This is a genomic window from Achromobacter sp. UBA5777 (genome assembly GCF_002418565.1).
Lineage (GTDB): Bacteria > Pseudomonadota > Gammaproteobacteria > Burkholderiales > Burkholderiaceae_B > Achromobacter > Achromobacter animicus.
On the sequence record NZ_DIEJ01000062.1, the window covers coordinates 22,384 to 33,507 of the forward strand.

Here is an 11,124-nt window from a genome sequence, read left to right on the forward strand (position 1 = left end):
TGGCCCGCGCGGGCAATCTCCGCCGCGGGCCACGCCTTTTGCCCCGATGTCCATGACTGAGTCCGAAGCCCTCGCGCTTGCCACGCACCGCCATTACAAGGGTGGCCTGTACCGCTACATAGGCACTGCCCGCCATTCCGAAACCGAGGAGTCCATGGTGGTGTACGAACACCTCTGGCCGCATGCGCGCGGCCTGTGGGTGCGCCCGGCCGATCTGTTCTTCGGGCAGCTTGCCGACGGTTCGGCCCGGTTCGCCGCCCTGCATCCGACGGAGTAAGCGCGTGACGTATTTCTATCGGCGCACGCGTGCGGCCAGCGCATCGCCGGCCCGTCCCGCGGCGCGTGCGCAAGCGGCCTTGACGCACGCGCTTGAAGCGTTGGGCCGCCCCTTCATCGTGGCCGACCTGGAAACGACCGGCCTGTCCACCGCAAGCTGCGAAATTCTTGAATTTGCGGCGGTCAGAGTGGGCGAGGGCGGGGCGGTCGTCAACGAATACACGCAGGTCGTTCGCACCTGCGGCCGCGTCCCTTCCTTCATTTCCCGTCTTACCGGCATTACGCAGGCCGAAGTCGATCGCGACGGCATTCCCGTCGCGCAGGCCTTCTCGTCGTTCCTGAATTTCGTCGAGGATCTTCCGGTGTTCTTTCATAACGCCTCGTTCGACCGGCGCTTCCTGAGCGCGGCCGCGGACCAGACGGGGCTGCCTTTTTCGAACGCCACGCACTGTACGTTGGCGTTGGCGCGCCGCGCGTGGCCGGAGTTGCCGTCGCACAAGCTCGACATCCTGGCGCGGCACGTTGGCGCCTCGCAGCCGACCCACCGGGCGTTGGCGGACGTGCGGACGACGGTCGCGGTCGCGCTTGCAGCGAGCGCTCGGCTGACCTGCGCGTAACAAGGCGCCATTTCTTTGGGAGTTCCCATGTCAGACCTGGAAGCAATCCGCCTCGCCGTGCGCCGGTTCACGGCTGAACGCGAATGGCAGCAATTCCATTCGCCCAAGAATCTGGCGATGGCGCTGGCGGGGGAAACGGGCGAACTCGTGTCGTTGTTCCAGTGGCTGGATGAAGACGAGTCGCGCAATCTGCCGGCTGCCCGGCTTGCGGACGCCGCGGACGAGATCGCCGACGTGCAGATGTATCTGGTGGCCCTGGCGGATCAGCTTGGCATTGATATCGCGCAGGCGGTTGCCGGCAAGATGGTGAAGAACGCCAACAAGTATCCCGCCGATGCGTTCCGGCGCAGCGCTCGCAAATACAACGAGCCCCCGGAAGAATAAGCGCCGGTCCGCGCAGCCGCTGGACCGGCACCGAACGTTCAAATCACTTTTTGCTCGTGGTGAACCTGTGGCGGCTCAACGAAAAAGCCGCCGACCAGCTTGCGCCATTCCTGGAAGTCGGCCGATTCCCGGAAATCCACCATGTGGTTTTCGACCGTTTCCCAATCCACCACCAGCGTGTAGCGCTGCGGCTGCTCGATGCTGCGGTACAGTTCCATGCCATGGCAGCCCTTGGCGCGCAGAAAAAGCGGCTTCGCCTGGGTAACACCGGCTTCGAACAGCGCTTCCTGTCCTTCGCGGACGTGGATGCTGGCAATCTCCTGAATCATGGCTTGGTCTCCGATTGATGGGGGTAAGCAAGGCGGGAGTAGTATGGCCGAAAACCTCGATTCCAGCCCGTTTCATGAATCACCGAGCCGTCACATTGACTCGTCTCATTTCCGTCCGCCTGCTCTGGTATGTCGCCGTCGGCATCATTGCCGTGATGTCCCTGTACCTGCACACGCAATTCGGCGTCGCGGTGCTGCTGTCTGCCATCGCCATCTATATTCCGCTGTCGATGTTGGGCTTGCCGCTCGTCGCGTGGCTATGCCTGTCGCGCCGCCCAAGCGGCGTTGCGACCGGGCTGCCGCCCGCCTGGCCCGCGTATCTTGCGGGCGTGACCGGCATTGTCCTGCTGGGCAGCTATCAGGTGCTTGCCAATCTGTACGTGGCCGAATGCGGCTTCCTGCTTGTGCTGGTGGCCGTGGACCTGATGCTGGCGCGCCGCGAGACCGGCTGGCTGCTACGCCTGGCGCGCTAGATATCACGCGTGAGCCTCACGCGCGCGGCCCCCATCCTTTGAGTTGAAACCCGCCCGCAAGCGGGGCTTGACGGACGTATTGCGTCATCCATACGCATGGCCGCGCGAAGCTGGTATCTCCGCTTTCAGGTTTGTGTAATTCGCGAGTCCATCCTCCAGAAAGACCCGGTCGTTCGTTTAACCGATACCGACCTGCCTAGGACGGCGCAATCATTCCGTACCAATACGAAAGTCCCACGCCCTGCGAATGCAAGGGCGCAGTTCCTGGGTAGTAACGGTCCGCGCCGGTCGGTCTCCGGCACCTGTGCATCCGTGCAGACGGATCAGGAGGAGCTCAAATGAAAAAGCTCGCAGCAGTCGCCGCGTTGTCATTGTTTGCCGTATCGGCTTACGCCACGGGCCCGGGCCAGGTCGGCGGTTCGGTGACCGGTCACGCCGGCGCCATCAACGGTACCGCTTCGTCCATCTCCACCGGCAGTTCGGTGGTGGCCACCCAGGTGAACGGCTACGGCTCGTCGAGCCAGACGTCGTTCGGCAGCACGGGTGGCATCGCGGAAGTCGGCGGATCCTTCAGCCGCGACGGTACGCAAGTCGTCACCAGCACGCGGCAGTACGCCAATAGCGAGTCGTACGGGCATGTGTCGGGCAACGCGCCGATCATGGTCGGCGACAGCATCGCCAACGGCGGCGCGACGTTCGGCAAGACGGATACGAGCGCCTCGGCGACGGGCTCGTTCCACGCGGCAAATATCGGCGCGTTCGGGTCGATACACGGCGTCGGCCCGGTGGGCCATGTCGTTGGGTTCAATCGCTGACCCAATTATCCGGACGGCTTCGGCCGTCCGGGCGAGGGGACATCATGAAGAGCATCGTTCTAGCCATCTCCCTGTCGCTCGCCGCCATGTCGGCGGGAGCGCAGACCAGCACGTCCAGTTCCACGACGTCGGCATCGTCCGGGTCGACCAACGCGGGCAACAACCAGGGCATCACACTGAACTCAAGCAACAGCGGAACCAGCACGTTGCGCAGCGCCCCGCCGGTTGGCGGCCAGAGCTTCTACGGCTCGTTCTCGTCGGACAGCTGCATGGTGTCAGCGGGCGGCGGCGGTTCCGTGGTGGGTTTCGGGATGAACGTCGCGATTCCGATCGAGGACCAGAAATGCAGTCTGCGCCGCAACTTCGAGCGCACGATGCAGGCGGCGGCATCGACCAAGGACGCGGATCGCTCCCGGCGTCTGGAAACTGCGGCCATCGACATCCTGTGCCAGACCGACGATCGCACCAAGGCGGCGCTGGTGGCGCAGGGGCTCTGCACTAACCCTGCGCTGACGACGGCGGACCACCGGTTCGACAGCGGCGCCGTGGCGCAGGTCGCGCCGCAGACGCCCGTCCAGACTGCTGGCACGGCGCCCGCGCTGCCGCAGGCGGCGGCAACGCCGGTGGTGCAGGGCTATCCGGTGTTGTCAGCCCGCAGCGCCGCGTTCACCGCGCCGCCACTGCGCAACCCTCGCGTGGAGCGGCAACAGTTTGCCGACCTGTACTCGCCCGGCTGAAGCGGCTTGCGCATGAAGGCAATCAGGGCGTGGCGGGCGGGGGGACCGCGACGGGCGCAGGCGTCTGCGCGGGTTCCGGCGCCGACGCGAGCAGCATGGTCGGCGGGGACGACACTTCAAGCTTGGCCTCGTCCAGGCGCTTGAGCACCGTGAACAGCAGCGCGCTGCGCACCCCGTACGCTGCTCGCGGCGACGACACATAGCCCCTTGCATTGAAGATCAGATGGCCTGCGTCGATACCGTCCAGGAAGACGTTGGGCGCCGGCGACTCCAGCACGTCTTCGTGATCCGCCAACGCCTGCAGCATCAGTTCACGCACCTGCTCGGCATCCGTCGACAAGGGCATGGGCAGCTTGATCTGCACCAGGCCAAGCGGATTGGACCGCGTCACGTTGCGCACCGTTTTCGTCACGAATTCGGAGTTGGGCACGATCACCGTCGACCGGTCTCCCATCTGGATCTCGGTGGCGCGCACATTGATGCGCAGGATGTCGCCTTCGACGCCGCCCAGCGATACCCAGTCGCCCACCTTCACCGGCCGCTCGGCCAGCAGAATCAGGCCCGACACGAAATTCTGCACCACCGCCTGAAGGCCAAAACCGATACCCACCGACAGCGCGCTCGCGATCCACGCGACCCTTTCCAGTCCGATTCCTGCGGCCGACAGCGACAACGCCACGGCCAGCACGAAGCCGCCGTACCCGAACAGCGTCGCGGCCGACAACTGCATGCCCGGGTCCAGCTCCGTGGTGGGCAGATAGCGATTGGATAGCCAGCGCTTGAGCATCTTCACGCCCAGCAGCGACAGCGCCAGCACGATCAACGCCTGCAGCACCGCGCCGGGCCGGATCTGCGCCTCGCCGATGGCCAGGCCCTTGCGAAGCTGGTCAAAGCGCTGCACCAGATCCATCGGCGCTTCGCCGAACGGCGCCAACACCAGAATGATGGCAAGCAGCGCGATGGCCACGCGCCCCAGGCCGGACAGCAGCACCGCGGCCTGATCCCGCATGCTGGGCCCTTCGCCTTCACCGCCTTCGCGGTGCGCCGTGCCCAGCAAGGTGCTGAAACCGTCCTCGACCAGCGTCGAGGCCAGGTAGGCCGACGCCAGCACGATCAGCACCCACAACACCTGTTTGACCAGGAAGCTGCCGAACGCCACGTAGCCGAGCAGCAGGCTGGCGAGGCTGACGATCAGCACCGTCCAGATGGCGGCCAGCATCAGCGAGACCCACAGCGGAATCGGCGCTTCGCTGTCCTGCATGACCTGGCGGCGCAGGCGGCGGCCGATGAACAGCACGGCTGCAAGCAACGCCATGCTCAGCACGCCCACGATGCCGGTCAGGGTGATGGTCGTGGTCAGGCTGGCGTCCAGCAGGACGGGCAATCGTTCCGCGAGCCAGATCAGGACCACCAGCACGCCTAGCGTGCCGGGAAGCCAGCGCAGCCGGTTCGCCACGATGTCGCTGACCGGCGGCAGGCGCCAGGACGGACGATTGGTGGACAGCAAGGCGTAGCCCATCCCCGACACGAAGCCGCCGAAGCAGACCGTGGCTACCAGGTTGGTCAGGAGCGAATCGGTGCTGTCCGATAGTTGCGATCTCCAGTCCAGGCCGGTCTGGATAAGCAAGGCGATCACGCCAGGCGTGGCGACCGCAAGCGCCACGAGGGCCACGGCCAGAAACGATCGGCGCAGCCGTCCGGGCGGCACTCGGGTCGCCGTGAGCCGCAGCAGATACCGGCCAACCCAGACGCGCAGTGCAATTGCCAGACCGGCAACGACCGTCAGGAGCAGCCAACCCCATTTCGGCGTCTGTCCCACGGCGGTGGACAGGTCGTCGCGCAACGCTTCAAGCCGTTCCAGATCCCGGGGAAACTCCTGGCGGAATTCGGCCCAGAACTGGCCCGACAGGAAGGAGTCGCGACGCTCGCCCAAGCGTGCCTGAAACTGCTTGCGCCGCTGGGCTGAAATCTGTTCAGCCGTCTGGCCGGCATCCACTGACAGCAGCCGCGCCAACTTGATCTGCGCGTCCAGCGCGCGGCTATTCTTTTCCAGCTGGGCGCGCTGCGCCGCCACATCCGGCGCTTCCTTCGCGCCGTCCGGCGGCGTGCCCAGTTCGCTCAGGCGTGCAGTCACGCTGGCCAGTTGCGGCGTCAGCGCTTCAGTTGCGGCGTCTGCCTTGGACTGGATGTCCAGCGCCTCGCCCCGCTGCTTGAGCAGCACGGCGTCGTCCGTTTCGTCGGGGACCCGCTTTCGGATCTCGTCGATCTGCTTGCGGGCCGCACCCAGAACGGCTTCGGTGTCGGCGGGGGCGGCGGGGGGCGCCGCAAAGGCGGGCAGGAAGCAGAAGACCAGCAGCAGCGCAGCAAGCAGCGCCGCCAGGTTGGGCGCGCGGACGAGGCGGGCGCGAAAGGGCTGAGTGGGCGTGGTCGGGATCATGTTTTGGGGCGAGTTGCTCGCGTGGAGGCGGCAGCATAACAAGCCGCCGCCTCACCCGTTGCAACAAAAACTGGTGTTGCGTCCCTGTATTTTTTAGGGTGCTTGTTCGTGGGCTTGATCACGTTAGCGGGCCGGGAAATTGGGGCCGGATTTGGCCGGACAGATCAGCAGGCCGACTGGCCATGACTGCCCTCGCAACGCCTGTTTACCAGCCGAACGTTTGGATTCACTTCGGCTGGCGTCCGGACGCCAGCGCAGCCCGCGTGCGAGGCTTGCCCAGCACCGCGTCGCAGACCTGCAACCACGCACGCGCGGCAAACGACAGATAGCCGGACTGCAGCCAGATATGGCCAACTTCCCACTGGATGCCCGACTTCGCAAGCTTCGCGGTACTCAGGCCGCGGGTCTTCATCCGCTGCATCAGCGGTTCGGGCAAGAGGGCCACGCCAAGTCCTGCCGAAGCCATGGCCACCAGAAAATCCCAATGTGCGCTTTGCGCCGCGATGCTGGGCTGCAGGCCCGCATCGGCAAACGCCTGCCGCAGCCGCCGGGTGATTGCAAAGTCGTCGGTGGGGATCAGCAGCCGCGCCTCGCGCAGCGCGCTCAGCGGCAGCGACGTCTTTCCGGCCCACGGCGCGTCTGGCGGCCCGATCACCCAGATCGGATAGCTGCCAAACGCCTGCGCGGCCAGACCGCCGTCGGGGGCGACAGGCAGGATGGTGGCGCCGACCTCCAGTTCGCCGCTGGCCACCAGGTTTTCCACCGCCTGGCCCGTGCCTTCGCGCAGGGTCAGGTGGATGCCGGGATGCAATTCGCGGAACCGCTTCACAACCGGCGTGAACAACAGATTGATCATGGGCGGGATACCAACCTCTAGAGCCCCGCGCCCCAGCTCCGCGGTTTGCCGCATTTCTTCCGACAGTTGGCGCATCGTCTCCAGCACTTGGAGGCCACGCTGATACATGACCCGGCCGGTATCGGTAGGACGGGCGGTGTGCCCGTCGCGGATCAGAAGCGGCGTGCCGGCTTCTTCTTCCAGTTGCCGGATCATCTTGCTGACGGTGGACTGCGTGACGAACAGGGCCTTGGCCGCCTGCGTGAAGCTGGCATGCCTGACGGTTTCCACGAAATACCGCAATGCGCGCACGTCCATGGGAAAGCTGACCCTCCGCGCCGTGCGCGAGAAAAACTCAAATGATGAAAAAAACGACTGGAACGGATGATTTTAAGTCATTACGAGATTTGCTCTCGCCTTCCTATACTGCCGAAAAATCGTCCCGGCGCCCGTATCCACGGCCTTCGGGACTTCGGGAAACGCCGCGTCAGACGGTGCCCGGGCGCTGCAGACCCTTGCCGCTACGCCCGGCCCTAAGCCGCCAGCCTTTGAATTTGGAGACACCATGCCTTTCGACCGGATCCGTAACGCCGACCTGCACGCCAGGATCACTTCAGCCGAACAGGCCGCCTTACTGGTTCAGGACGGAATGACCGTCGGAATGAGCGGATTCACTCGGGCAGGCGACTGTAAGTCGGTGCCCGCCGCGCTGGCGGCGCGCGCAGAACGCGATCCGCTCGCCATCACCTTGATCACGGGCGCATCACTCGGCCACGACACCGACAAGATGCTGGCGCAGGCGAATGCGCTGGCACGGCGTCTTCCGTTCCAGGTCGACACGACCCTGCGCCGCAAGATCAATCAGGGTGAAATCGCCTTCATCGACCAGCATTTGTCCGAAACGGTGGAGCAGTTGCGGGCGGGCCATCTGGGCCCCATCAACGTCGCCATCATCGAGGCCGCCGCCATCACGGAATCCGGCGCGATCGTGCCGACCATGTCGGTAGGCAACTCCGCATCGTTCGTGCAGCAGGCCGACAAGATCATTGTGGAACTGAACATGAGCGTGCCCGCCGCCATCGAAGGCCTGCACGATATCTACGTTCCCGGCGACCGTCCCGCCCGCCAGCCCATCGGCCTGGTGTCCGCGGACCAGCGCATCGGTCAGACCTGCATTGAGGTCGATCCTGCCCGGATCGCTGCCATCGTCATCACGCAAGAGCCTGACAGCCCCTCCAACGCGCTGCCGCCCGATACCGAGACCAACGCCATTGCAGGTCACATCAACCAATTCCTGCGCGGCGAGGTGGATGCCGGCCGCCTGACCAACGCGTTGCTGCCGTTGCAGGCAGGCATCGGCACCATTGCCAACGCGGTCCTGCACGGGTTCGAATCGTCTGATTTTGAGAACCTGGTCATGTACTCCGAAGTGCTGCAGGACAGCGCCATCGAATTGCTCGACCAGGGCAAGCTCGCATTCGCCTCGGCGTCGTCCATCACCGTATCCAAGCCCGTGTACGAGAAGATCCTCGCCAACATGGAGCACTACCGCCAACGCATCGTGCTGCGTCCGCAAGAAATCAGCAACGCACCCGAAATCGTGCGGCGCCTGGGCATCATCGCCATCAACACGGCGCTGGAGTTCGACATCTACGGCAACGTGAACTCCACACACGTTGGCGGCACGCACATGATGAACGGCATCGGCGGCTCAGGCGATTTCGCCCGCAACGCCCATCTTGCGATCTTCGTGTCCAAGTCGATGGCCAAGAACGGCGACATCTCCAGCGTGGTGCCAATGGTGTCCCACGTCGACCACACGGAGCACGACGTTGACGTGCTCGTCACAGAATGCGGTCTGGCGGATCTGCGCGGCCTTGCGCCACGCGAGCGCGCCCGCGCCATCATTCAGAACTGCGTGCATCCGTCGTACCGCGACGCGCTACAAGATTATTTCGATCGTGCCTGCGCCCGTGGCGGCCAGACACCGCATCTGTTGGAAGAAGCATTCTCGTGGCACCAGCGGTTCAATGAAACCGACTCGATGCAGCCCGTCGCGGCATCGGCGCGCAAGGCGGCCTGAAGCGGGATTGAAGATTGACTGCCGCCGTCGCGGCGTCCGCCTGGGATTTCGAGCGAAGCGAAACCAGGCTGTTCCAGGCAAGGTCCTGCCGGGCGCCGCGTTTTGGTCAAGGTAAAGCAGCTGTACGCCGCTTTGCCTTTTTTTTCGCCTGAGTCCTAGCTTTCGTCCTCGGGCTTCGAGGTCACCAGGGTCTGGCGCGACATTTCCAGCTCGTCGCGCAGCCATTGCTTGAACGCGTTCAGCGGCGCCCAATCCCGCAAGCTCGGCCGATACACCAGGTGGTAGGTCTGCCCCAGCTCGTAGTGCACGCGCACGGGCGATACCTGTACAAGCCGCCCCGCACAAAGCGCATCGGCCGCCAGCAGTTCACGGCCGAGCGTGATGCCCAGACCCTGCTCGGCAGCCTGCAGCATCATCCCCGCATCATTGAACGACGCCACGGGCGTGACCGGCGTCGGAAAGCCGGCCGCCGTGAACCAATGCTGCCAAAGCTCGCGTTCGCCGAGCAAAGGCTGCCGCGCCAGCGTTTCGGGCGAATTGTCGGGCAGGGCGGCCAACGTCTCAGGCGACGCCAGCACGATCAGCGGCAGCGGCACATCAAACAGCGGTTCTGACTCCACCCCGGCCCACGGCCCTTGCCCGATCCGAAGCGCGGCATGAAAGCCGTCCCGCGCCAGATCGACCACCTGTTGGGAAGTCTCGATCTCCAATGCCAGTTCCGGATGCCTGGCGCGCCATCGCGCCATGCGCGGCAACAGCCAGCGCTGCGCAAACGATGGCAATACCGACACGCGCAACCGTTGTTCGCGTCCGCTCGCGGCCGCGTTCGCCGCCATCAGCCCTTCGTCGAGCAACGCCATGGCGCCCTGCACGCTGCAAAGCAACGCCGCGCCGGCGGAGTTCAGCACGATGCCACGGCCGCTACGCTCGAAAAGCGGAAAGCCAATTTGCTCTTCAAGCACCTTGATTTGCTGGCTCACGGCGCTGTGTGTCAGATGCAGCCGCTCAGCGGCGGCGCGCAGGTTCTGCAGTTCCGCAACTACGCGGAAAGCGGGGAGGGTATTCAGCGGCAACCGCATGGCAGGCCTATTTTTAAAATATTGGTCATCGTAGCTTACCGATAAGGCCAAAACAATTGGATTTTCAGCGGCTATTTGGGCGTTTACGCTTACCAAAACGGAACAAAAGGAGCCCGTTATGACCGCGCAACCTCTCATGCCCACTTCTTCCCTGGTCGGCACGCCCCGTGGACCCTTGCCCACGGCCGTACCTGTCGCGTCCATACCTTCGCGGTCTGCACCCGTCGGCCCTTCGCCCGCGGTCCCTGCAACGCCTGCCGTGTTGGAAACCGCGCAAGCGCCGGACCGCAGCTTCCTCACGCGCATTTGGCACGCGTATTGCGCTAGGCGCAACACGGCGCGGATGCGCAACCTGGCCAAGGACATGGAGCCGCACCTGCTCAGCGACGTGGGCGCACCCCCATGGCTGATCAACGAAGCCAGCGTGCGGCGCGAACTTTCCCGTCTTCGCCACATTGATTACATTCGTTGGTAGCCGGAAACGGACCAGCCGCGACGTGCGGAAATTCGGCCCGAAGGCTCAGGGATGCGTCCATGTGCGGCGCGTATATATATAGAGCGCCTATGTATGTAGCGCCGAGATCGCCTTTCGAATGGTCCGCGTCCGTGGATGGGAACGAGCGCCCGCCACACACTCCACATTCAGGAGGCTCCGGATGATCCTGTGCGAGCCGTCCTTATCTTTACAGCGCGAGAAACATAATTTGCGACACCCGCATGACAGCGCGAAATTCTGTGCTATAGTCTCGCTCCTTCGCAGCTCACACAGTTTTTGAGACGCGAAGCCAAGCAAGTGCAACAGGCGAGGCGGGGTATCCCGGCATCACCTGCCGCAACAGCAATCAGAAATGAGCGCTCCGCGGTTATTGCAAAGATCGGTGCAAATTAGGCAGAAGCCAGTTGCAAGATCTGCAAAAATTGTGCTATAGTCTTGGGCTTGGCAGTTGCTGAAAAATTAGGGTTTACCCTGACGTTTCGATAGCTGCTAGGGCAGGGCGAAAGTCCTGGCGAGACCTGAAGAGGTCGCAGCAAGAAAGCAAAGCAAAGCAAAATGCGAAG

General features: G+C 64.2%; 12 protein-coding genes. 8 read left to right on the forward strand and 4 right to left on the reverse strand.

Going from position 1 to position 11,124, the window contains the following annotated elements; all coding sequences use genetic code 11:
• Nucleotides 1–52 precede the first annotated feature (52 nt).
• The 3 genes from B3446_RS04375 to B3446_RS04385 are packed head-to-tail and all read left to right on the forward strand — an operon-like array spanning nucleotide 53 to nucleotide 1,277.
• Entirely contained in the window at nucleotides 53–277 is a 225-nt protein-coding gene (locus B3446_RS04375; protein WP_291377947.1) for a DUF1653 domain-containing protein, read from the forward strand.
• Between the two features lie 4 nt (nucleotides 278–281).
• Nucleotides 282–893: a 3'-5' exonuclease gene (locus B3446_RS04380; protein WP_191578480.1), complete on the forward strand. Its 612-nt coding sequence runs from the start codon at nucleotides 282–284 to the stop codon at nucleotides 891–893.
• Nucleotides 894–920: 27 nt separating this feature from the next.
• Entirely contained in the window at nucleotides 921–1,277 is a 357-nt protein-coding gene (locus B3446_RS04385) for a nucleotide pyrophosphohydrolase (protein WP_291377949.1), read from the forward strand.
• A gap of 38 nt (nucleotides 1,278–1,315) precedes the next feature.
• Here B3446_RS04385 and B3446_RS04390 read toward each other — a convergent pair whose 3' ends face one another.
• Nucleotides 1,316–1,606, reverse strand: a complete 291-nt coding sequence (locus tag B3446_RS04390; protein ID WP_056570634.1) for an antibiotic biosynthesis monooxygenase family protein — start codon at nucleotides 1,604–1,606, stop codon at nucleotides 1,316–1,318.
• 95 nt (nucleotides 1,607–1,701) lie between these two features.
• On the opposite strand from B3446_RS04390, the gene B3446_RS04395 reads away from it, so the two are divergent.
• The 3 genes from B3446_RS04395 to B3446_RS04405 all read left to right on the forward strand — a co-directional run bounded on the left by B3446_RS04395 (nucleotide 1,702) and on the right by B3446_RS04405 (nucleotide 3,631).
• Complete coding sequence (locus B3446_RS04395; protein WP_291377952.1) at nucleotides 1,702–2,079, forward strand: hypothetical protein; 378 nt, start codon at nucleotides 1,702–1,704, stop codon at nucleotides 2,077–2,079.
• A 338-nt stretch (nucleotides 2,080–2,417) separates the two neighbouring features.
• Nucleotides 2,418–2,894, forward strand: coding sequence for a hypothetical protein (locus tag B3446_RS04400; RefSeq protein WP_291377954.1), 477 nt, complete (start codon nucleotides 2,418–2,420; stop codon nucleotides 2,892–2,894).
• A 44-nt stretch (nucleotides 2,895–2,938) separates the two neighbouring features.
• Nucleotides 2,939–3,631, forward strand: coding sequence for a hypothetical protein (locus B3446_RS04405; RefSeq protein ID WP_191578477.1), 693 nt, complete (start codon nucleotides 2,939–2,941; stop codon nucleotides 3,629–3,631).
• Between the two features lie 22 nt (nucleotides 3,632–3,653).
• On the opposite strand, the gene B3446_RS04410 is transcribed toward B3446_RS04405, so the two are convergent.
• Nucleotides 3,654–6,068 (reverse strand): DUF3772 domain-containing protein, encoded by a 2,415-nt coding sequence (locus tag B3446_RS04410; protein ID WP_291377956.1) that lies wholly within the window; start codon nucleotides 6,066–6,068, stop codon nucleotides 3,654–3,656.
• 226 nt (nucleotides 6,069–6,294) lie between these two features.
• Nucleotides 6,295–7,221, reverse strand: coding sequence for a LysR family transcriptional regulator (locus B3446_RS04415; RefSeq protein ID WP_191578475.1), 927 nt, complete (start codon nucleotides 7,219–7,221; stop codon nucleotides 6,295–6,297).
• A 247-nt stretch (nucleotides 7,222–7,468) separates the two neighbouring features.
• Here B3446_RS04415 and B3446_RS04420 point away from each other — a divergent pair, with 247 nt between their 5' ends.
• The gene (locus B3446_RS04420) at nucleotides 7,469–8,986 is read left to right on the forward strand and encodes an acetyl-CoA hydrolase/transferase family protein (RefSeq protein WP_291377958.1); all 1,518 of its coding nucleotides are present in this window, start codon (nucleotides 7,469–7,471) and stop codon (nucleotides 8,984–8,986) included.
• Between the two features lie 155 nt (nucleotides 8,987–9,141).
• Here B3446_RS04420 and B3446_RS04425 read toward each other — a convergent pair whose 3' ends face one another.
• A complete protein-coding gene (locus B3446_RS04425) occupies nucleotides 9,142–10,065 on the reverse strand; it encodes a LysR substrate-binding domain-containing protein (RefSeq protein ID WP_175138309.1) in 924 nt (307 codons plus the stop codon).
• A 259-nt stretch (nucleotides 10,066–10,324) separates the two neighbouring features.
• On the opposite strand from B3446_RS04425, the gene B3446_RS04430 reads away from it, so the two are divergent.
• Nucleotides 10,325–10,540 (forward strand): isoleucyl-tRNA synthetase, encoded by a 216-nt coding sequence (locus tag B3446_RS04430; protein WP_224776916.1) that lies wholly within the window; start codon nucleotides 10,325–10,327, stop codon nucleotides 10,538–10,540.
• Nucleotides 10,541–11,124: the final 584 nt, after the last annotated feature.

Excerpts from the sequence above, each read along its gene's own strand:
- B3446_RS04410 (WP_291377956.1), bottom strand. The coding sequence starts at position 6,068 with ATGATCCCGACCACGCCCACTCAGCCCTTTCGCGCCCGCCTCGTCCGC.
- B3446_RS04400 (WP_291377954.1), top strand. The coding sequence starts at position 2,418 with ATGAAAAAGCTCGCAGCAGTCGCCGCGTTGTCATTGTTTGCCGTATCG.
- B3446_RS04375 (WP_291377947.1), top strand. The coding sequence starts at position 53 with ATGACTGAGTCCGAAGCCCTCGCGCTTGCCACGCACCGCCATTACAAG.
- B3446_RS04420 (WP_291377958.1), top strand. The coding sequence starts at position 7,469 with ATGCCTTTCGACCGGATCCGTAACGCCGACCTGCACGCCAGGATCACT.
- B3446_RS04415 (WP_191578475.1), bottom strand. The coding sequence starts at position 7,221 with ATGGACGTGCGCGCATTGCGGTATTTCGTGGAAACCGTCAGGCATGCC.
- B3446_RS04425 (WP_175138309.1), bottom strand. The coding sequence starts at position 10,065 with ATGCGGTTGCCGCTGAATACCCTCCCCGCTTTCCGCGTAGTTGCGGAA.
- B3446_RS04385 (WP_291377949.1), top strand. The coding sequence starts at position 921 with ATGTCAGACCTGGAAGCAATCCGCCTCGCCGTGCGCCGGTTCACGGCT.
- B3446_RS04390 (WP_056570634.1), bottom strand. The coding sequence starts at position 1,606 with ATGATTCAGGAGATTGCCAGCATCCACGTCCGCGAAGGACAGGAAGCG.
- B3446_RS04405 (WP_191578477.1), top strand. The coding sequence starts at position 2,939 with ATGAAGAGCATCGTTCTAGCCATCTCCCTGTCGCTCGCCGCCATGTCG.